Below are 20,004 nucleotides of genomic sequence, written 5' to 3' on the forward strand. Positions count from 1 at the left end.
CGCTCTCAGCGGACCTATGGTCCGCCTGCCGCGTCAGCACAAAGCATAGCTTTGTGCGAGAGCTGGGCGGGGGAGGGACTGCCGCCGCTCTCCCGAACAAGCACTTGTCCCCTCCCCCGCCCAGCGGGGGAGGGTTAGGGTGGGGGCATCGAAGCCGACACCCACCCTCCTCACCGCTCCACGAACGCCTTCTCGATGACGAACCCGCCCGGCTCGCCGTTGGTGCCCATGACGAAGCCGCGCTTTTCCATCATCGCGGTGGTCTCGGCCAGCATCGCCGGGCTGCCGCAGATCATCACGCGGTCCTTCTCGGCGTCCAGCTCCGGCAGGCCCAGGTCGGTGAACAGCTTGCCGGTTTCCATCAGCGTGGTCAGGCGGCCCTGGTTGCGGAAGGGCTCGCGCGTCACGGTCGGGTAATAGAGCAGCTTTTCCTTCACCTGCTCGCCGAAGAACTCGTTCTCCGGCAGGCTGTGGTGGATCAGGTCGTCATAGGCCAGCTCCGCCACGGTGCGGGTGCCGTGGGTCAGGATCACCCGGTCGAACTTCTCGTACATCTCCGGGTCCTTGATGATGCTGAGGAACGGCGCCAGGCCGGTGCCGGTGCTCAGCAGATACAGGTTCCGCCCGGGAAGCAGGTTGTCGGTGATCAGCGTGCCAGTCGCCTTGCGGTTCACCAGCAGCGTGTCGCCTTCCTTCAGGTGCTGCAGGCGCGAGGTCAGCGGGCCGTCCTGCACCTTGATGCTGAAGAACTCCAGCGTCTCCTCGTAATGCGCGCTGACGAGGCTGTAGGCGCGCAGCAGGGGCCGGCCTTCGACCTCCAGCCCGATCATGGTGAACTGCCCCGGCAGGAAGCGGAAGGACGGATCGCGCGTGGTGGTGAAGCTGAACAGCGTGTCGGTCCAGTGGTGAACGGTCAGCACGCGCTCTTTGATCAAGTTGCTCATTTGGGCGTTCCAGAATGGGGGGCGTTCCAAAACCCGTCGAGGCCAAGCTCGGTTGGCGGTGTTCAATACCAAAGTCCGGGACGCTGCGTTCAGGTGGCCGGTGCGCGAGGACGCGAGCGGAGCTGCCGCGACGCAACGGCCGAAACCTATCAACAAACCCGGTCAAAGGCCACGGATTTCTACCAGTCGAATGACGGGCTTTCCGGCAAACAACACAAACGACGCCGTACAACATTGATCCCGGTCAATTCGCCTGCTATTCCGCACTGGGCGGCGCGAAGAGGTAGGGGGAGAGGCCGCGCAGGTTCTCGTCGACGATAAGCCGATGATTCAGCGGCGGAAACGCCCGCTGCGAACAATCCAGCCGCGGGCAGAGCCGGCAATTCACGCCGATCGGCGTCGCCGCGTCGGTGTTGGACAGGTCGAACCCGTCCGCATAGGTGACCTGAGCCGCATGCTGGACATCGCACCCCAGCGCGACGGCGAATTGCTGCGGCGGGCTGCGGTGGCCGCCGCCGGCCTTCACCACCGTGCGGGCGATGGAGAAGTACGCGGTGCCGTCCGGCATCTCCGCCATCTGGCTGTGGATCTTGCCCGGCGTGCGGAAGGCTTCATAGACGATCCAGCGCGGGCAACCGCCGCCGAAACGGGCGAAGTGGAAACCGGCGCCGGAAAAGCGTTTCGACACGTTGCCGGCGCTGTCCACCCGCATGAAGAAGAAGGGCACGCCCTTGGCCCCCGACCGGTGCAGCGTGGTCAGCCGGTGGCAGACCTGCTCGAACGACGCGTCGAAGCGCCGCCGCAGGATCTCGATGTCGTAGCGCAGCTGGGTCGCCGCCTCGTGGAAGCGGTCGTAGGGCATCAGCACCGCCGCGGCGAAGTAGTTGGCCAATCCGATGCGGGTCAGCCGCCGCGCCTCGTCGTCCGACAGGTTGGCGGCGTCGACGATGCCGTTCAGCAGATCACGGTGACGCAGCAGCGCGATCTGGCAGGCCAGCTGGAAGGTGCGGCCCGACGGCGCCAGCATCTCCGACAGCAGGATGCGCCGGCTGTGGCGGTCGAAGCGGCGCACGGCATAGCCCATCACCTCCGACGGCAGCAGGCGGACGCGCACGCTGTGCTGGGTGTTCAGCCAGTCGACCAGCCCGCGATAGAGGTCGCCGCGCTCCAGCTTGCCGTCCTGCCACAGGCTTTCCGCCGCCGCCTCCAGTTCCGGGAAATGGTTGGAATGGGCCTGGAACAGGTCGCGCACCTCGTCCTGCGGGAAGCCGGTGGCCTGCACCAGATGCAGCTTCTCGCGGTCGGCCACCCGCTCCGCCAGCGCCTGCAGGTCGTCGCGCGCCCCGCGGAATCCGCGATAGAGCGCCACCACCGCCTGCCCCAGCGTCGGCGCCACCGCCGCCAGTTCGCGAAAGTCCTGGTTCTTGATGTCGGAGCCGTCGAACAGCGGGTCGGCGAACACCTCGCGCAGGCCCGCCACCAGCCGGCTTTCCTCATCCTCGGCGAACGCCTGCAGATCGACGCCGAACTGCTGGCCCAGCTTCAGCAGCAGCGGCACCGTCACCGGGCGCTGGTTGTGCTCGATCAGGTTCAGGTAGCTGGGGGAGATGCCCAGCTGTTCGGCCATCTGCGCCTGGGTCAGGGCATGGTCGCGGCGCAGGCGGCGGACCTTCGGACCCAGCATCGCCTTCTTTTCCATAGTCGCCACGATCAGCCCCCCAACCAGTTCTCTGGATTTCAGTTCTCTGGCTTTACAAGATTTACGGATTTACAGGATTATGAAGACGGCAGTTTACAAACGGACCTTTTTACAAACAAGGGCTTATTGCAACGCACTCAAGGCAGGTTTAAGTCTTGGTTCACGGCCGCGCTGTAAAGCGCAAGCGGCCCCGAAGACGGAAAAGTGCAGTTGTTACCGGCGGGAGGAAACGCCGCTGCACAACAGCCGCAGGGACCGACAAAAGGCCCGCCCCGAGACCCCAGTTCCGCCCCGATCAACCGGGCGCACCGGACAACAAGGAACCTGACCCATGTCGCTCGATGAAAAGACCAAGGCCGCCATCCACGCCGCCCGTTACGAGGGCATCCGCCGCGACTACTCCATGGACGACGTCAAGCGTCTGAGCGGCTCGGTCAAGATCGAGTACACGCTGGCCGAGCTGGGCGCCCGCCGCCTGTGGGAGCTGCTGAACACCGAGCCCTACATCAACACGCTGGGCGCGCTGACCGGCAACCAGGCGATGCAGGCGGTCAAGGCCGGCCTGAAGGCCATCTACCTGTCGGGCTGGCAGGTCGCCGGCGACGCCAACACGGCCGGCCAGATGTACCCGGACCAGAGCCTGTATCCGGTGAACTCGGTCCCGGCGGTCGTCGAGCGCATCAACAACACCTTCAAGCGGGCCGACGAGATCCAGACTTCCGAGGGCAAGGGCGACACCTACTGGTTCGCGCCGATCATCGCGGATGCCGAGGCCGGTTTCGGCGGCCCGCTGAACGCCTTCGAGCTGATGAAGTCGATGATCAAGGCCGGCGCTGCCGGCGTGCACTGGGAAGACCAGCTGGCTTCGGAAAAGAAGTGCGGCCACCTCGGCGGCAAGGTTCTGATCCCGACGCAGCAGCACATACGCACGCTGAACGCCGCCCGTCTGGCCGCCGACGTCTGCGGCACCTCGACCCTGGTGATCGCCCGCACCGACGCGGAGTCGGCGCAGCTCATCACCTCGGACATCGACGAGCGTGACCATCCCTTCATCGACTTCGACGCCGGCCGCACCACCGAGGGCTTCTTCCGCTTGAAGAAGGGCATGGGCGTCGATCATTGCATCGCCCGCGGCCTGTCCTACGCGCCGTATTCGGACCTGATGTGGTGGGAGACCTCCAAGCCGAACCTGGACGAGGCGCGCCGCTTCGCCGAGGCCGTGCACAAGCAGTTCCCGGGCAAGATGCTGGCCTACAACTGCTCGCCGTCCTTCAACTGGAAGGCCAACCTGGACGACGCCACCATCGCCAAGTACCAGCGCGAGCTGGGCGCGATGGGCTACAAGTTCCAGTTCGTCACGCTGGCCGGCTTCCACAGCCTGAACTACTCGGCCTTCACGCTCGCCAAGGGTTACGCCGAGCGCGGCATGGCCGCCTACTCCGAACTGCAGCAGGCCGAGTTCGCGGCCGAGAAGGACGGTTACACCGCCACCAAGCACCAGCGCGAAGTCGGCACCGGCTACTTCGACGCGGTCGCCACGGCGATCTCCGGCGGCACCTCCTCGACCACCGCGTACAAGGACTCCACCGAGGCTGACCAGTTCCATTGATCGCAGGTTCCGATCATCGGGATTGGTCCGTGATCCAGTGTGCGAGCTGGATCTTTTCGAACGGCTGATGCTTTGACTTGCCGACGGCCGGGGGCCTTCCCCCCGGCCGCTTTTTTGTGCCCGAACGGATCCGGCAAGGGTCATCGGCGATAATCCCTCGGTGAAGCCACGCCTCCATGGTATGGCAGCCCTGCATGGCATCAACCGGTGGTACGGGCCGGCTCGGCCGAAAGTCTTGAACTGGGCTGGAAAATGCGGCCAAATCCACTGTGTGAGCCGGTTTCCGGGCCGCCGCGCTCTTGGGTGCGCCGCGGAATCCCTTGTTGACTTGGGACCGCATCGGGACCAATTAAGTCCGCATGCTGAAAACAAACCGATCCGGGACGTAAAGGTCCCACACGCCGGCACCCGACCTCGGGCTCCCGGCGGGCGGAACTGGCCGCCGCGCATTCCCGTGCGCGGCGATGACCGTTTCCCGACCGCCACTTGCCCCGGCGGGTTCTCCCCTGGCGGACATGCCATCGGAGATGCTCCGGCGTTCTTTGGTGAAACGATGAAAGGACAAGACAGTATGGATCAATCGCTCGCAGGAAAGTCCATCGCCATCCTCGTCTCCAACGGCTTCGAAGAAGCGGAGATGACCGAGCCGCAACGCGCCCTGATCAAGACCGGCGCCACGCTGCGTACCATCTCCACCGAGACGGGTCTGGTCAACGGCTGGCACGGTAAGTCCTGGGGCCATTACTTCCCGGTGGACAAGCATCTGAGCGAGGCGCTGGGCGCCGACTTCGACATGCTGCTGCTGCCGGGCGGTGAGCGCAGCGTGGCGAAGCTGCAGCAGTCGGCCCACACCCGCCGCATCGTTGGCCACTTCCTGGATGCCGGCAAGCCGATCGCCGCCATCGACCAGGGCATCCAGCTGCTGGCGATCCCCGGCAAGCTGCGCGGCCGCCTGCTGGCCGCCCCGGAAGCCTACCGCGCCGACCTGACCGCCGCCGGCGGCCGGATCAGCGACGAGGCTCTGGTCGTCGACGACATCACCGTCTCGGCCCTGGGCCAGGACCAGCTGAACGAGTTCGTCGAAGCCGTGGTGAAGCTGTTCACCGAGCTGGGTTCCGTTCGCAAGGCCGCCTGATCTCCATCCTCAGCCGGTCCCGAAACGGCCGCCGCACCAACCGGGTGCGGCGGCCGTTTCGTTTTGGGGTCCACTCCCACCCGGGCCGTGACAATTGCCCGGTTCTCCGCGATCTCCGACCATTTCACTCACCTTCCGCGTTGATAATTTTAAACGTTCGGATTAGTAAGATTGAGGGTCGAATAATTCCTTCGGGCAGGATGACGTCTTGCCGGAAGCTTGGCGGAGGTGCGGACAAATTGGCTAAAATTCGTGCATTTGGACGTCTCACCATCCGCGCCAAGATCATCGTCGCCGTGCTCGGCACCGTGGTGATGGCCGCCGCCTTCGGACTGTTCACGCTCAGCCGGCTGGAAATCCTAAACAATGCCGCCGAGACGATGCGCAGCCGATCGCTGCCGGCGACCCAGCTGGCCGGTCAACTGACCTCCGCTGCGCAAGGCCATCGCATCGCCGAGGCCGCCTATGCGCTCGCCACCAACGAGATGCAGGTGAACCAGGCCGAAAAGGGCTGGACCGACGCGGTGGCCGAGGTGACGGCGCGCCGTCAGGCCGCAGGATCCCGCTTCACCGGCGGCGAGGGTGCGGCGCGGCTGGCGGCGTTCGACGAGGCCTGGACCGCCTACGCATCCGCCGCCGACCGGGTGCGCAGTCAGGCCCGCGACGGCAATGCCCAGTCCGCCGTCAGCGTCTTCAAGCGCCCCAGTGCCGTCGCCTTCGCCCGCGTGCAGGAGGCTCTTGACGCTCTGGTCGAAGGCACGATGGTCGATGCCGGCGCGGTGGCCGACCAGGGCGCGGCGGTCTACAGCAGTGCCCACGGCATGGTGCTGGGCGGGGTGACGCTCTGCACGCTGCTGGCGCTCGGCTTCGGCGCCGTTCTGGTGCGCGGCATCTCCCGCCCGATCCTCGATGTCGCCAGTTCGCTGGAGCGGCTGGCCGCCCGCGATTTCACCGCCAGTTTCGAAGAGGGCCGCCGCGACGAAATCGGCCGCATGGCCACCGCCGCCCGTGTCTTCCGCGACACCATGCTCGACACCGAACGCCTGCAGCAGGAGCAGGAGCGGCTGAAGACCGCCGCCGCCGAGGAACGCCGCCGCGAGCTGCGTACGCTCGCCGACGGCTTCGAGGCGACGGTGAAGCGCCTTGTCGAGGCGCTGTCCGCCTCCACCGCCGAAATGGCCGCCGCCTCCACCGCGATGGCGGAGGGCGCAGCCGAGACGGCGCGCCATTCCGACGCGGTGTCGTCGGCCGCCGGCCGCGCCTCGGCCAATGTCGACAGCGTCGCCGCCGCCACCGCCGAACTGTCCGCCAGCTTCGCCGGCATCTCGCAACTGGTCGCCGATTCCGCCGGCATCGCCGCCGACGCCACCCGCGATGCCGAACGCAGCACCACCGTGATGGGCAGCCTCGCCGAAGCCGCGGAAGAGATCGGCAAGGTGGTGGACATGATTTCCGGCATCGCCGGCCAGACCAACCTGCTGGCGCTGAACGCCACCATCGAGGCGGCCCGCGCCGGAGAAGCCGGCAAGGGCTTCGCCGTCGTGGCGAGCGAGGTCAAGCAGCTCGCCGGCCAGACCGCCAAGGCGACCGCCGAGATCCAGGCGCGCATCGCCGAAATCCAGAGCGCGTCGGGCACCGCAGTCGACACCATCAGCGCCGTCACCCGCACCATCGCCCGCCTGAACGAGATCGCGGGCGAGGTCGCCGCCGCGGTCGAACAGCAGAGCGCCGCGGTGGGCGAGATCGCGGCCAACATCCAGGACGCCGCCGACGGCACCCGCACGGTTTCCGACAACATCGCCGCCGTCACCGCCGCCGCCGCGTCCGCCGAACAGGCGAGCAGCGTCATGGTGCGGTCGGTCGACACCGTCACCGGCGATGCCGGTCGGATGCGGCAGGAGGTGGACGGGTTCCTGGGGGCGCTGCGGGCGTCGTAAGCCCCCCATCGATCCTCCCCTGCCTACGGCGAGCCCGAGGGCCGTCGCAAATACCATAGAGCAAGCCGGACACCCGTCGGACAGATGGGGGCCGGCAGAGGGCGCATGCGGACGTGGCGGACTCTTGCCACTCCGCCGTCCAAACCAGAGCGCCGTTGTCGGTTATAAGCCCGGCAGCGCCCCTCCCCCTTCGCCTTGCCTCTTCCGCATCGCACAAAATTTGAAAAACTGCGCTATCCGTGTATCGGTGGAGGCGCAATCGTGCCCGCATCAGGCGGAGCACGGCCCAAAGCATGCCTGCGCACCTCGACACAAGTCATTGGAATAAAACGTGATTTTCTAAGCCCACCACTCCACCCCGAAAGCGACACACAAATCCGCTTTACAGTCTTTGATCTGTATCATATTTTGCTTTCAGAAAATGTTCGCTGGACACGCGATCCATCTCGGGGATGCTGATGTACACGCAGGGTTTGGATGCCAAGACCGAGCAGGGCGCTCAACCGTCTCCCCGCCTGGTGACGGAACAGGAAGCCGCTCTCCAGGGCCGCTTCCAGGAGCGCGTCGACGCCGAAGAGAAGATCGAACCGCGCGACTGGATGCCGGAGGGCTATCGCCGCACGCTGGTCCGCCAGATCTCGCAGCACGCCCATTCGGAAATCGTCGGCATGCTGCCGGAAGGGAACTGGGTCACCCGCGCGCCGACGCTGCGCCGCAAGGTGGCCCTGCTGGCCAAGGTGCAGGACGAGGGCGGGCACGGCCTCTATCTCTACAGCGCCGCCGAGACGCTGGGCGTGTCGCGCGACGAGCTGGTCGGCCAACTGCTGTCGGGCAAGGCCAAATATTCCAGCATCTTCAACTACCCGACCCCGACCTGGGCCGACATCGGCGCCATCGGCTGGCTGGTCGACGGTGCGGCGATCATGAATCAGGTGCCGCTCTGCCGCTGCTCCTACGGGCCCTATGCCCGCGCCATGGTCCGCATCTGCCGGGAGGAGAGCTTCCACCAGCGCCAGGGTTACGAGCTGATGCTGGCGCTGGCCCAGGGCACGGCGGAGCAGAAGCGGATGGCGCAGGACGCGCTGAACCGCTGGTGGTGGCCGTCGCTGATGATGTTCGGCCCGTCGGACGACCAGTCCGCCCACTCCGCCCAGAACATGGCCTGGAAGATCAAGCGCTTCTCCAACGACGAGCTGCGCCAGCGCTTCGTCGACGCCACGGTGCCGCAGGCGGAGTTCCTCGGCCTGACCATCCCGGACCCGGAGCTGCGCTTCAACGCCGAGACCGGCCATTACGAATTCGGCGCCATCGACTGGACCGAGTTCAACGAGATCCTGAAGGGCAACGGCCCCTGCAACCGCGAGCGCATCGAGGCCCGCCGCAAGGCGTGGGACGACGGCGCCTGGGTGCGCGAGGCCGCCGTCGCCCATGCCGCCAAACGCAAGCAGCGCGCCCTGAAGAAGGCCGGCTGACCAAAGAATTCCGAGGGAACGAGACGATGGACCGTAAAGACTGGCCGCTGTTCGAGATCTTCATCCGGCCGAAGAACGGGTTGTCGCACAAGCATGTCGGCAGCCTTCACGCCGCCGACGCCCGCATGGCGCTGGACAATGCCCGCGACGTCTACACCCGCCGCGGCGAGGGCGTCAGCATCTGGGCGGTCCCCGCCGCCAGCATCGCCGCGTCCGACCCGTCGGAGAAGGCCAGCCTGTTCGATCCGGCCGACGACAAGGTCTATCGCCACCCGACCTTCTACGACATCCCCGCAGACGTGAAGAATATCTGATGAGCACGGATCTCAAAGAGGCCCTGTTCGCATACACGCTGCGGCTGGGCGACACCTCGCTGGTGCTGGGGCACCGGCTGTCGGAATGGTGCGGCCATGCGCCGGAGCTGGAAGAGGACATCGCGCTGACCAACGTCGCACTCGACCTCGTCGGCCATGCCCGCATGCTGCTGACCTATGCCGGCGAGTTGGAGGGCAAGGGCCGCGACGAGGATCGCCTCGCCTACCGGCGCGACGTCTTCGACTACCGCAACCACCTGCTGGTCGAGCAGCCGAACCGCGACTTCGGTCACACCATTGTCCGCCAGTTCCTGCACGATGCCTGGTCGGTGGAGCTGTATGAGCGGCTGTGCGCCTCCAAGGACGAGACGCTGGCCGGCATCGCCGCCAAGGCGGTGAAGGAGGTGCGCTACCATGTCCGCCACAGTGGCGACTGGCTGGTGCGGCTGGGCGACGGCACCGATGTCAGCCACGCCAAGGTCGCCGACGCGCTCGGCCGCCTCTGGCCCTACACCGGCGAGATGTTCGAGCGGGACGAGGCCGAACAGGCGCTGGTCGCCGCCGGCATCGTCCCCGACCCGGCCGGGCTGAAGGCCGCCTGGGCCGCCCGCGTCGAGGCGGTGCTGAATGACGCCACCCTCGACCGTCCGGCCGACGGCTGGATGCAGAAGGGCGGCCGCCGCGGCGAGCATAGCGAGCATCTCGGCTATCTGCTGGCCGAGATGCAGTTCCTGCCGCGCGCCTATCCCGACGCGAATTGGTGAGGGCGAGATGCCGGATGCAGCAGGCTGCTGGGGACCGGAACCGGACGCCGATGCGGTCGTAAAGGCCGCCTGGGATGCGCTGGCCGGGGTGATGGATCCGGAGATTCCGGTGCTGAGCATCGTCGATCTCGGCATCGTCCGCGCGGTTTCCACCGATGCGGAAGGCCGGCTGTCGGTGGCTCTCACGCCCACATATTCCGGCTGCCCGGCGACCGGCGTGATCGTTCTGGAGGCGGAAACCGCGCTGGTCCGCGCCGGGCTCGACGCAGCCGTGTCGGTGGTGATCGCCCCGCCCTGGACGACCGACTGGATCAGCGACACCGGCCGGAACAAGCTGGCCGAGGTCGGCATCGTCCCGCCGCCAGCGTCCGGCAAGCGGGCGCTGACGGCTCCGGACGAGGTGATCGCCTGCCCGCGCTGCGGATCGCAGGATACCCGCCAGATCAGCCGCTTCGGCTCGACCGCCTGCAAGGCGCTGCACGCCTGCAACGCCTGCCTCGAACCGTTCGACGTGTTCAAATGCCATTGAGTGGAAGCGCCTGCCGCACTTGCCCCCACCCTAACCCTCCCCCGCTCCGCAGGGGAGGGAACTGCCGCCGCTCTCCCGCACAAGCACTTACCCCCTCCCCCGCCCAGCGGGGGAGGGTTGGGGTGGGGGCAAGTGCGACGACCATTCAACCGGCCCGACCGAGGACCACCCCATGACCACCCCCAGCTTCCACCCGCTGACCATCCGCGAGTGCCGCCGGGAGACCGCGGACACCGTGTCGATCGCCTTCGACGTGCCGGCCGATCTCGCCGACCGCTTCCGCTTCGTCCAGGGCCAGTACCTGACCCTCAAGACCCACATCGGGGACGAGGAGGTGCGGCGCTCCTACTCCATCTGCTCCGGCGTGGATGAGGGCGAGCTGCGCGTCGCGGTGAAGAAGGTCGATGGCGGCCTGTTCTCCACCCACGCCAACCAGTCGCTGGCGCCGGGCGCCGTGCTGGAGGTGATGACGCCGATGGGGCGCTTCCACACCCCCATCGACCCGGACGCCGCCCGCACCTACGTCGCCTTCGCCGCCGGCAGCGGCATCACCCCAGTGATGTCGATCCTGAAGACCGTGCTGGCGCAGGAGCCGAAGAGCCGTTTCGTGCTGGTCTACGGCAACCGCACCGTCTCCTCCATCATCTTCCGCGAAGAGCTGGAGGATCTGAAGAACCGCTATATCGGCCGGCTGGTCATCCACCATGTGCTGAGCCGCGAACCGGAAGAGGCCGGGCTGCTGGGCGGCCGCATCGGCGCCGGTCTGGTGCGCGAACTCTGCGCCGGCCCGCTCAAGGCCGAGGATATCGACGCCGCCTTCCTCTGCGGCCCCCAGCCGATGGTGGAGGAGGTGCGCGACGCGCTGGCCGCCTGCGGCACGCCGCCCGCCAACATCCATGTCGAGCTGTTCGGCACCACGACCGCCGCGCGGCCCACGGTCAGGAAGGTGGCGACCGACACCCCCACCGATGCCGCGACCATCGCCATCCTGCAGGACGGCAAGCGCAAGGAATTCACGCTGCCCTATGACGGCGAGAGCATCCTCGACGCCGCCCACCGGCATGGCGCCGACCTGCCCTATTCCTGCAAGTCCGGCGTCTGCTGCACCTGCCGCGCCAAGGTGCGCGAAGGCAAGGTGGAGATGGCCGAGAACTACTCGCTGGAGCCTTGGGAGGTCGAGGCCGGCTATGTCCTGACCTGCCAGTCGCGCCCGCTGACCGAACGGGTCGTCATCGACTTCGACGCCGCCTAATCAACGAGAAAAAGGAAACGCCCCGCCATGACCACCACCCCGCAAGCGCTGTTCGAGACGCACGAGGCGACACTGCAGAAGGCCGTCGAGGCCTGCCGCAGCCGCGCCTACTGGTCGGCCTTCCCCGAAATGCCGAGCCCGCGCGCCTATGGCGAGACGGCGGCGGCCGATGGCGAGGCGGCCTTCGCGGCCTACCGCGACAAGCCCTTCGAGCTGGACCAGCCGGGCGTCACCGGCACGGCGGGTGGTGAGCGCTCGCCCTTCGGCTTCGACCTCGGCATCACCTATCCGGTGTCGGACGTCGATGCGCTGGTCAAGGCGGCCAAGGCGGCAATGCCGGGCTGGCGCAAGGCCGGGCCGAACGGCCGCGCCGGCGTCTGCCTGGAAATCCTGAAGCGGTTGAACGCCCGCAGCTTTGAGATCGCCAACGCGGTGATGCACACCACCGGGCAGGCCTTCATGATGGCCTTCCAGGCCGGCGCGCCGCATGCCCAGGACCGCGGGCTTGAGGCGGTGGCCTATGGCTGGAAGGCGATGACCGACCAGACCCCGACGGCGCGTTGGGAGAAGCCGCAGGGCAAGAACCCGCCGCTGGTGATGGACAAGCGTTTCGAGGTGGTCGGCCGCGGCGTCGGGCTGGTCATCGGCTGCGCCACCTTCCCGACCTGGAACGGCTATCCCGGCCTGTTCGCCAGCCTCGTCACCGGCAATGCGGTGATCGTGAAGCCCGGCCCGACCGCCATCCTGCCGCTCGCCATCACCGTAAAGATCGCGCGCGAGGTTCTGGCGGAATGCGGGCTCGACCCCAACATCGTCACGCTCGCCATCGGCGACACCGTCGCCAAGGATCTGGCGCTGCGGCCCGAGGTGGCGGTGATCGACTACACCGGCTCCACCGGCTTCGGCGACTGGCTGGAGCAGAACGCCCGTCAGGCCCAGGTCTACACCGAGAAGGCCGGCGTCAACACGGTGGTGATCGACGGCACCGACGACCCCAAGGGCATGGTGCGCAACCTCGCCTTCACGCTCAGCCTCTATTCCGGCCAGATGTGCACGACGACCCAGGTCATCTTCGTGCCCAAGGACGGCATCCAGGCCGGGCCGGAGCGGATGAGCTTCGATCAGGTCGTCTCAGCACTGGCCGGCGGCGTCGACAAGTTCCTGTCCGACCCGGAACGCGCGGTGGAGGTTCTGGGCGCCATCCAGTCCGACGCCACGCTGGCCCGCATCGACGAAGCCGCCAAGCTCGGCACCGTCGTGCTGCCGTCGCGCGCCATCACCCATCCGAAATTCCCGGACGCCCGCATCCGCACCCCGCTGATCCTGACCATGGATGCGGCCGACGAGGACAAGTACGGCCATGAGCTGTTCGGCCCGATCTCCATCATCGTGAAGACCGACAGCACCGCCGACAGCCTGGAGCGCGCCGCCCGCCTGACCCGCACCAAGGGCGCCCTGACCACCGGCCTCTACAGCACCGATCCGCAGCTGATCGAGCAGGCGACCGACCTGTTCGTCGAGGCCGGCGTCGCCCTGTCGGTCAACCTGACCGGCGGCGTCTTCGTCAACCAGTCGGCGGCCTTCAGCGACTTCCACGGCACCGGCGCCAACCCGGCGGCCAATGCGGCGCTGTGCGACCTCGCTTTCGTCGCCAACCGCTTCCGCGTGGTGCAGAGCCGCGTTCCGGTTCTGGAGGCCGCCCAATGAGCGACCGGCAGACCACCGACAAGACCATCCTTCTCGACATCGCCGACGGCGTCGCCACCATCACGCTGAACCGGCCCGACCGGCTGAACAGCTTCACCGCGGCGATGCATGAGGAGCTGCGCGAGGCCGTCGGCGAGGTGCGCGACGACAAGGCCGTGCGCTGCCTGCTGCTGACCGGCGCCGGACGCGGCTTCTGCGCCGGGCAGGACCTGTCCGACCGCGCCGTCGCGCCGGGCGCCCAGGGCCCCGACCTCGGCGTGTCGATCGAGACCAACTACAACCCGCTGGTCCGGTCCTTGCGCGCCCTGCCGATGCCGGTCATCTGCGCCGTCAACGGAGTCGCCGCCGGGGCGGGCGCCAACATCGCGCTTGCCTGCGACATCGTGCTGGCGGCGCGGTCGGCCAGCTTCATTCAGGCCTTCTGCAAGATCGGGCTGATCCCCGACAGCGGCGGCACCTGGACCCTGCCGCGTCTGGTCGGCCATGCCCGCGCCATGGGCCTCGCCATGCTGGGCGACAAGGTGTCAGCTGAGCAGGCGGAAGCCTGGGGCATGATCTGGAAGGCGGTGGACGACGACAGGCTGATGGCAGAGGCGGGCGCGCTCGCCCGCCAGCTCGCCACCCAGCCGACGCGCGGCCTCGCCCTCATCAAGCAGGCGCTCAACGCCTCCTCCGCCAACGACCTCGACACCCAGCTGGACCTGGAACGCGATCTCCAGCGCGAGGCCGGCCGCACGCACGACTACCGCGAGGGCGTCGCCGCCTTCGTCGAAAAGCGCGCGCCGAAGTTCGAGGGGCGGTGATGGCGGCGCTCGATCCTTCCGTCACCGTCGCGGTGGTCGGGGCCGGCGCCATGGGCCAGGGCATCGCCCAGGTCGCGGCGCAGGCCGGCCACCCGGTCCTGCTGGTCGACACCCGCCCCGGCGCCGCGCAGGCCGCCGTCGAGTCCATCGCCAAGGCGCTAACCGCCCTGGTCGAGAAGGGCAAGCGCACGGCGGCGGAGCGTGACGCCACCGTCGACCGCCTGCGCGCGGTGAACGGCCTGTCCGATCTCGCCCCCGCCGGTCTGGTGGTGGAGGCCATCGTCGAAGACCTCGACGTCAAGCGCCGCCTGTTCGCCGAGCTTGAAGGCATCGTCGGCGTGGGCGCCATCCTCGCCACCAACACCTCGTCGCTGTCGGTCACCGCCATCGGCGCCGGGGTGCAGCGGCCGGAACGGCTGGCCGGCCTGCATTTCTTCAATCCGGCGCCGCTGATGGCGCTGGTGGAGATCGTCAGCGGGCTCGCCACCGACGCCGCGGTGCTCGATACGCTGTTCGACACGGCGAAGGCTTGGGGCAAGAGCCCGGTGCGTTGCCGCTCCACCCCCGGCTTCATCGTCAACCGGGTCGCCCGCCCCTTCTACGCCGAAGGGCTGCGGCTGGTGCAGGAGCAGGCGGCTGATCCCGCCACCATCGACGCCATCGCCCGCGAGGCCGGCGGCTTCCGCATGGGGCCGTTCGAGCTGATGGACCTGATCGGTCATGACGTGAACTTCGCCGTCACCCGCTCCGTCCACGCCGCCTATTTCGGCGACCCGCGCTTCCAGCCCTCGCTGATCCAGCAGGAGCTGGTCGAGGCCGGGCGCCTCGGCCGCAAGACCGGCCGCGGCTTCTACGACCACAGCCCCGGCGCCGCAAAGCCGACGCCACGCAGCGCCGAGCCGGCCACCAAGCCGCAGCGTGTCACCGTGCAGGGCGACCTCGGCCCCGCCGCGTCCCTAGTCGGACTGCTGCGCGAGGCCGGCATCGCCGTCGAGGAGACCGCCGGCCCCGGCATCCTGCTGGTGGACGGCGTCACGCTGGCCCTGACCGATGGCCGCACCGCCACCGCCCGTGCGGCGGAGGACGGCATCGCTCCGCTGGTGCTGTTCGACCTCGCGCTGGACTACGCCAAGGCCACCCGCGTCGCGCTGGCCCCCGCCGACGGCACGTCGCGTGAGGCGCTCGCCGTCGCCGCCGGGCTGTTCCAGGCGCTGGGCAAGGCGGTGTCGGTGATCGACGACGTCCCCGGTCTGGTGGTGATGCGCACCGTCGCCATGCTCGCCAACGAGGCGGCGGACGCGGCGATGCAGGGCGTCGCCAGCGCCGCCGACATCGACATCGCGATGACCAAGGGCGTGAACTACCCGCTGGGTCCGCTCGCCTGGGCCGACCGCATCGGCCTGCCCCACGTGCTGGCCGCGCTCGACGCGCTGGCCCGCACCTACGGCGAGGACCGCTACCGCGCCTCCGCCCTGCTGCGCCGTCGTATCGCCGCCGCCCAACTCGCCCAAATCCCCTCTCCCCCCCGGGGAGAGGGTCAGGGTGAGGGGGTCGCACCGCGTGGCATTGCAAACGACGGAAACCCAAACGCCACCACCGACTCCACGCCGCGCATCCCCCTCACCCCAACCCTCTCCCCGGGGGGGAGAGGGGGTAAGGAGCCGCTCCTATGAGCACCAATCTCCAGGATCCCCAAAGCCTCGCCGAAGCGGTCGGCCGCGGCATGTACGAGCGTGACCATTGCGCCCAGGCCCATGGCATCGAGCTGCTGGAGATCGCCCCCGGCTATGCCCGCATGGCGATGACCGTGCGCAAGGACATGGTGAACGGCCACGACATCGGCCATGGCGGCATGACCTTCACGCTGGCCGACACCGCCTTCGCCTATGCCTGCAACGCGGCGAACGAGGTGACGGTGGCGGCGGGCTGCTCCATCACCTTCCCGGCTCCGGCCAGGCTGGGCGACGTGCTGACCGCCGAATGCCGCGAGGTGCACAAGCGCGGCCGCTCCGGCGTCTACGACGTCACCGTCACCAACCAGGACGGCACGGTGGTCGGTCTCTTCCGCGGCCAGTCGGCGCGCATCGCGGGGACCGTGATTCCTGTGGAGTAAACGCCCCTGGCGGCCACGGTCACGATCCCCATTTGATAGTTTCTGGAGCGAACCATGCGTGAAGCCTACATCTGCGATGCCGTCCGCACCCCCTTCGGCCGTTACGGCGGCGGGCTGGCTCCGGTGCGCCCGGACGACCTCGCCGCGGTGCCGCTGAAGGCCCTGATGGAGCGCAATCCCGGCGTCGAATGGTCTGCCGTCGACGACGTGATCCTCGGCTGCGCCAACCAGGCCGGTGAGGACAACCGCAACGTCGCCCGCATGGCGGCGCTGCTGGCCGGTCTGCCCGAGGCGGTGCCCGGCACCACGGTCAACCGCCTCTGCGGCTCCGGCATGGACAGCATCGGCATGGCCGCCCGCGCCATCAAGGCGGGCGAGGCCGAGCTGATCGTCGCCGGCGGCGTGGAGAGCATGACCCGCGCCCCCTTCGTCATGGGCAAGTCCGACAGCGCCTTCTCCCGGCAGGCCGAGATCTTCGACACCACCATCGGCTGGCGCTTCGTCAATCCGCTGATGAAGGCGAAGTTCGGCATCGACAGCATGCCGGAGACGGCGGAGAACGTCGCCGCCGACTACAACATCTCCCGCGCCGACCAGGACGCCTTCGCCGTCCGCAGCCAGCAGCGCGCCGGCCGCGCCCAGGAATCGGGGCGCCTCGCCCGTGAGATCGTCCCGGTCTCCATCCCCCGCCGCAAGGGCGAGCCGACCATCGTCGCCGCCGACGAGCATCTGCGCCCCGACACCACGCTGGAGGCGCTGGCCAAGCTCTCCACCCCCTTCCGCAAGGAAGGCGGCAGCGTCACCGCCGGCAACGCGTCGGGCGTGAATGACGGGGCCGCCGCGGTGATCGTCGCCTCGGCCGACGCGGTGAAGCGCTACGGCCTGACCCCGCGCGCCCGCGTCGTCGGCACCGCGGTGGCCGGCGTGGCGCCGCGCGTCATGGGCATCGGCCCGGCCCCGGCGACGCAGAAGCTGCTGGCCCGCCTCGGCCTCTCCATCGGCGACGTCGACGTGATCGAGCTGAACGAGGCTTTCGCAGCGCAAGGCCTCGCCGTGCTGCGCATGCTGGGCCTGCCCGACGACGCCGAGCATGTGAACCCCAACGGCGGCGCCATCGCTCTCGGCCACCCGCTGGGCGCCAGCGGCACCCGTCTGGTCGCCAGCGCGGTGATGGAACTGGAGGACCGCAAGGCGACCCGCGCGCTCTGCACCATGTGCATCGGCGTCGGCCAGGGCATCGCCATGATGGTGGAGCGGGTCTGAACAAAAATCGGCATCACCGGCCGCCAAGCGCCGGGCATCAGTACGAAGGGGAGAAGCGCACCATGTCCATCATGACCGATACCGGCGTTAACCAGGGCGCGAAAGCCGGCATGGACCGCTACGAGTTCGCCAGCCGCGACGAGATCGTGGCGATGCAGACGGAGCGGCTGGCATGGTCGCTCCGCCATTCCTACGCCAACGTGGCCCCCTTTCGCGCCAAGTGCGAGGCGAAGGGCGTCCATCCCGACGATTTCAAGGAACTGAAGGATCTGGCGCTGTTCCCCTTCACCGTGAAGGACGACCTGCGCCAGGCCTACCCCTTCGGCATGTTCGCCGTGCCGATGGAGGACATCGTGCGCGTCCATGCCTCCAGCGGCACCACCGGGCGGCCGACGGTGGTCGGCTACACCAAGGGCGACATCGACGTATGGGCGGAGGTCGTCGCCCGCTCCATCCGCGCCGCCGGCGGCACGCGCGGCGACCGGGTGCACATCGCCTATGGCTACGGCCTGTTCACCGGCGGCCTCGGCGCCCATTACGGGGCGGAGCGGCTGGGCTGCACCGTCATCCCGATGTCGGGCGGCCAGACCGAAAAGCAGGTCCAGCTGATCCAGGACTTCAAGCCGACCATCATCATGGTCACGCCGTCCTACATGCTGAACATCGCCGACGAGATGCGCCGCCAGGGCATCGACCCGCGCAGCACCAGCCTGCGCGTCGGCATCTTCGGCGCCGAGCCCTGGACCGGCGCTCTGCGCGAGGAGATCGAGCGCACCTTCAACATCCACGCCGTCGACATCTACGGCCTGTCGGAGGTGATGGGGCCGGGCGTGGCGTCGGAATGCGTCGAGACCAAGGACGGCCCGGTGATCTGGGAGGACCATTTCTATCCCGAGATCATCGATCCCGACTCAGGCGAGGTGCTGCCCGACGGCTCCTATGGCGAGCTGGTCTTCACCACCCTGACCAAGCAGGGCATGCCGGTCATCCGCTACCGCACCCGCGACCTGACCCGGCTGCTGCCGCCGACGGCGCGCGGCATGCGGCGGATGGACAAGATCACCGGCCGCTCCGACGACATGCTCATCATCCGCGGCGTGAACGTCTTCCCGACCCAGGTCGAGGAGCTGATCTGCAAGATCCCGGCGCTCGCCCCGCACTATGAACTGGTGGTGAGCCGCGACGGCCACATGGACAACCTCGCCGTCCGGGTGGAGATGCACGAGGACATCCACCCGTCGGAATGGGATGGCCACGCCAAGCACCTGCAGCACTCGATCAAGTCGCTGATCGGCATCAGCACCCGCGTCGAGGCTGTCGAACCCGGCGGCATCGCCCGGTCCATCGGCAAGGCCAAGCGCGTGCAGGACCTGCGTCCGAAAAGCTGAAACTCAGCCCTTCTGCGACAGCAGCGGGAAGGCGTCCAGAACACCGGTCAGCAGGATCTGGACGCCGACGCAGAACAGCAGGAAGGCGAACAGCCGCGTCAGCACCCGCACCCGCGTCGGACCCAGGAAGGCTACGATGCGGTCGGCGGAGCGGTAGGACAGCCAGACCAGGGCGGCAATCGCCAGCGCCGCCCCCGACATGCCCAGGAAGAACTCCATCAGCCCGCCGGCCCCGTGCGTCGGGCGGGTGGAGCCCAGCGCGATGGCGACCGAAATGGTGCCCGGCCCGGTGGTGAAGGGGATCGTCATCGGGAAGAAGGCCGATTCCGCCAGCCGGTCGTTGTCGCCGGTCGGGGCGGCCTGTTCCTGCTTGCGCGCCTCGTGCCGTTCCGGCGCGGTCAGCAGCGCCCAGGCCCGTTCGGCCACCACGAAGCCGCCGGCGATCCGCAGCGCCGCCATCGACACGCCGAAGAAGTTCAGCACATAGGCACCCGCCCACAGCGCGGTCAGCATGACGATGGCCGAATAGACGCTGACCAGACCGGCCAGCCGCGCCCGGTCGCGCGGACTGCTGTCCGCCGTCACCTGACTGAAGATCAGCGCCATCGCCAACGGATTGACGATGGAGAACAGGGCGGTGAAGGCGAGCAGGAAACTGTCGAGCATGGGACCCGTGCATTTGTCGGCCGTCCGAACAGTTAGCGGGGACGGGGCAGGACTGGCAAGGGTGGCGTTGTTTCCCTCTCCCGCCCCGGGAGAGGGAAGGGGCCCAAGCGAAGCTTGGGAAGGGTGAGGGGTGATCCAAGGATCAGGAATCCATGTCCGGATAGCCCCTCACCCTCCCGCCTTCGGCGGGTCCCTCCCTCTCCCGGGGCGGGAGAGGGCATATCCCCTGCCCTAAAATTCACCACCGGGACAGCCTCAGCCCGAAAATTGTGCGCTCCTCGCAAAGCACACCCGCCGGACCACTGTCCGTCCCGTCAGTTCCTGTCCCAATGGACAAGTTTTCTCTTCGTGAAATCAATCTACTACCCGCTAACTTCCCCACTACTGCACGATCTGGCTCGCTTCTTGC

17 protein-coding genes are annotated in these 20,004 nt (G+C 68.1%); 14 read left to right on the top strand and 3 right to left on the bottom strand.

The window, feature by feature from the left end; genetic code table 11:
* Positions 1-170 precede the first annotated feature (170 nt).
* On the bottom strand, positions 171-944 hold the full coding sequence (locus TSH20_RS03230) for a ferredoxin--NADP reductase (protein ID WP_109073373.1): 774 nt from the start codon (positions 942-944) through the stop codon (positions 171-173).
* Positions 945-1,200: 256 nt separating this feature from the next.
* The gene (locus tag TSH20_RS03235; RefSeq protein ID WP_109073374.1) at positions 1,201-2,643 is read right to left on the bottom strand and encodes a short-chain fatty acyl-CoA regulator family protein; all 1,443 of its coding nucleotides are present in this window, start codon (positions 2,641-2,643) and stop codon (positions 1,201-1,203) included.
* A gap of 331 nt (positions 2,644-2,974) precedes the next feature.
* Between TSH20_RS03235 and aceA the strand changes: the two genes are divergently transcribed.
* From aceA to paaK, 14 genes are all read left to right on the top strand, one after another.
* A complete protein-coding gene (gene aceA / locus TSH20_RS03240; RefSeq protein ID WP_109073375.1) occupies positions 2,975-4,252 on the top strand; it encodes an isocitrate lyase in 1,278 nt (425 codons plus the stop codon).
* A 571-nt stretch (positions 4,253-4,823) separates the two neighbouring features.
* Positions 4,824-5,387: a DJ-1/PfpI family protein gene (locus TSH20_RS03245; protein WP_042697580.1), complete on the top strand. Its 564-nt coding sequence runs from the start codon at positions 4,824-4,826 to the stop codon at positions 5,385-5,387.
* A gap of 239 nt (positions 5,388-5,626) precedes the next feature.
* Positions 5,627-7,324 (top strand): methyl-accepting chemotaxis protein, encoded by a 1,698-nt coding sequence (locus TSH20_RS03250; protein ID WP_109073376.1) that lies wholly within the window; start codon positions 5,627-5,629, stop codon positions 7,322-7,324.
* Between the two features lie 458 nt (positions 7,325-7,782).
* Positions 7,783-8,796 (top strand): 1,2-phenylacetyl-CoA epoxidase subunit PaaA, encoded by a 1,014-nt coding sequence (gene paaA / locus TSH20_RS03255; protein ID WP_109073399.1) that lies wholly within the window; start codon positions 7,783-7,785, stop codon positions 8,794-8,796.
* A 26-nt stretch (positions 8,797-8,822) separates the two neighbouring features.
* Positions 8,823-9,110 (top strand): 1,2-phenylacetyl-CoA epoxidase subunit PaaB, encoded by a 288-nt coding sequence (paaB, locus tag TSH20_RS03260; RefSeq protein WP_014189511.1) that lies wholly within the window; start codon positions 8,823-8,825, stop codon positions 9,108-9,110.
* Positions 9,110-9,874: a 1,2-phenylacetyl-CoA epoxidase subunit PaaC gene (paaC, locus tag TSH20_RS03265; RefSeq protein ID WP_109073377.1), complete on the top strand. Its 765-nt coding sequence runs from the start codon at positions 9,110-9,112 to the stop codon at positions 9,872-9,874. Before paaB ends, paaC begins: the two co-directional genes overlap by 1 nt.
* Positions 9,875-9,881: 7 nt before the next feature.
* Positions 9,882-10,403, top strand: coding sequence for a 1,2-phenylacetyl-CoA epoxidase subunit PaaD (paaD, locus tag TSH20_RS03270; protein WP_109073378.1), 522 nt, complete (start codon positions 9,882-9,884; stop codon positions 10,401-10,403).
* 172 nt (positions 10,404-10,575) lie between these two features.
* A complete protein-coding gene (gene paaE, locus TSH20_RS03280; protein ID WP_109073379.1) occupies positions 10,576-11,655 on the top strand; it encodes a 1,2-phenylacetyl-CoA epoxidase subunit PaaE in 1,080 nt (359 codons plus the stop codon).
* Between the two features lie 27 nt (positions 11,656-11,682).
* Positions 11,683-13,362: a phenylacetic acid degradation protein PaaN gene (gene paaN, locus TSH20_RS03285; protein WP_109073380.1), complete on the top strand. Its 1,680-nt coding sequence runs from the start codon at positions 11,683-11,685 to the stop codon at positions 13,360-13,362.
* Complete coding sequence (paaG, locus tag TSH20_RS03290; RefSeq protein ID WP_109073381.1) at positions 13,359-14,165, top strand: 2-(1,2-epoxy-1,2-dihydrophenyl)acetyl-CoA isomerase PaaG; 807 nt, start codon at positions 13,359-13,361, stop codon at positions 14,163-14,165. Before paaN ends, paaG begins: the two co-directional genes overlap by 4 nt.
* Positions 14,165-15,838, top strand: a complete 1,674-nt coding sequence (gene paaH / locus TSH20_RS03295) for a 3-hydroxyacyl-CoA dehydrogenase PaaH (protein WP_109073382.1) — start codon at positions 14,165-14,167, stop codon at positions 15,836-15,838. Before paaG ends, paaH begins: the two co-directional genes overlap by 1 nt.
* Positions 15,835-16,278, top strand: a complete 444-nt coding sequence (gene paaI, locus TSH20_RS03300; protein ID WP_109073383.1) for a hydroxyphenylacetyl-CoA thioesterase PaaI — start codon at positions 15,835-15,837, stop codon at positions 16,276-16,278. Before paaH ends, paaI begins: the two co-directional genes overlap by 4 nt.
* Before the next feature lie 54 nt (positions 16,279-16,332).
* The gene (gene pcaF / locus TSH20_RS03305) at positions 16,333-17,541 is read left to right on the top strand and encodes a 3-oxoadipyl-CoA thiolase (protein WP_109073384.1); all 1,209 of its coding nucleotides are present in this window, start codon (positions 16,333-16,335) and stop codon (positions 17,539-17,541) included.
* A gap of 62 nt (positions 17,542-17,603) precedes the next feature.
* Positions 17,604-18,929 carry a phenylacetate--CoA ligase PaaK gene (gene paaK / locus TSH20_RS03310; protein ID WP_199231967.1) on the top strand — a complete coding sequence of 442 codons (1,326 nt, stop codon included), beginning with the start codon at positions 17,604-17,606 and terminating at the stop codon, positions 18,927-18,929.
* Between the two features lie 3 nt (positions 18,930-18,932).
* Here the strand turns inward: paaK and TSH20_RS03315 are convergent, their stop codons facing one another.
* On the bottom strand, positions 18,933-19,595 hold the full coding sequence (locus TSH20_RS03315; protein WP_109073385.1) for a MarC family protein: 663 nt from the start codon (positions 19,593-19,595) through the stop codon (positions 18,933-18,935).
* Between the last annotated feature and the right edge of the window lie 409 nt (positions 19,596-20,004).

The organism is Azospirillum sp. TSH20, from assembly GCF_003115935.1.
Classification (GTDB): domain Bacteria; phylum Pseudomonadota; class Alphaproteobacteria; order Azospirillales; family Azospirillaceae; genus Azospirillum.

Excerpts from the sequence above, each read along its gene's own strand:
- aceA (WP_109073375.1), top strand. The coding sequence starts at position 2,975 with ATGTCGCTCGATGAAAAGACCAAGGCCGCCATCCACGCCGCCCGTTAC.
- TSH20_RS03230 (WP_109073373.1), bottom strand. The coding sequence starts at position 944 with ATGAGCAACTTGATCAAAGAGCGCGTGCTGACCGTTCACCACTGGACC.
- TSH20_RS03235 (WP_109073374.1), bottom strand. The coding sequence starts at position 2,643 with ATGGAAAAGAAGGCGATGCTGGGTCCGAAGGTCCGCCGCCTGCGCCGC.
- paaH (WP_109073382.1), top strand. The coding sequence starts at position 14,165 with ATGGCGGCGCTCGATCCTTCCGTCACCGTCGCGGTGGTCGGGGCCGGC.
- paaI (WP_109073383.1), top strand. The coding sequence starts at position 15,835 with ATGAGCACCAATCTCCAGGATCCCCAAAGCCTCGCCGAAGCGGTCGGC.
- TSH20_RS03315 (WP_109073385.1), bottom strand. The coding sequence starts at position 19,595 with ATGCTCGACAGTTTCCTGCTCGCCTTCACCGCCCTGTTCTCCATCGTC.
- TSH20_RS03245 (WP_042697580.1), top strand. The coding sequence starts at position 4,824 with ATGGATCAATCGCTCGCAGGAAAGTCCATCGCCATCCTCGTCTCCAAC.
- paaB (WP_014189511.1), top strand. The coding sequence starts at position 8,823 with ATGGACCGTAAAGACTGGCCGCTGTTCGAGATCTTCATCCGGCCGAAG.
- paaK (WP_199231967.1), top strand. The coding sequence starts at position 17,604 with ATGTCCATCATGACCGATACCGGCGTTAACCAGGGCGCGAAAGCCGGC.
- paaD (WP_109073378.1), top strand. The coding sequence starts at position 9,882 with ATGCCGGATGCAGCAGGCTGCTGGGGACCGGAACCGGACGCCGATGCG.
- paaN (WP_109073380.1), top strand. The coding sequence starts at position 11,683 with ATGACCACCACCCCGCAAGCGCTGTTCGAGACGCACGAGGCGACACTG.
- paaA (WP_109073399.1), top strand. The coding sequence starts at position 7,783 with ATGTACACGCAGGGTTTGGATGCCAAGACCGAGCAGGGCGCTCAACCG.
- pcaF (WP_109073384.1), top strand. The coding sequence starts at position 16,333 with ATGCGTGAAGCCTACATCTGCGATGCCGTCCGCACCCCCTTCGGCCGT.
- paaG (WP_109073381.1), top strand. The coding sequence starts at position 13,359 with ATGAGCGACCGGCAGACCACCGACAAGACCATCCTTCTCGACATCGCC.
- paaC (WP_109073377.1), top strand. The coding sequence starts at position 9,110 with ATGAGCACGGATCTCAAAGAGGCCCTGTTCGCATACACGCTGCGGCTG.
- paaE (WP_109073379.1), top strand. The coding sequence starts at position 10,576 with ATGACCACCCCCAGCTTCCACCCGCTGACCATCCGCGAGTGCCGCCGG.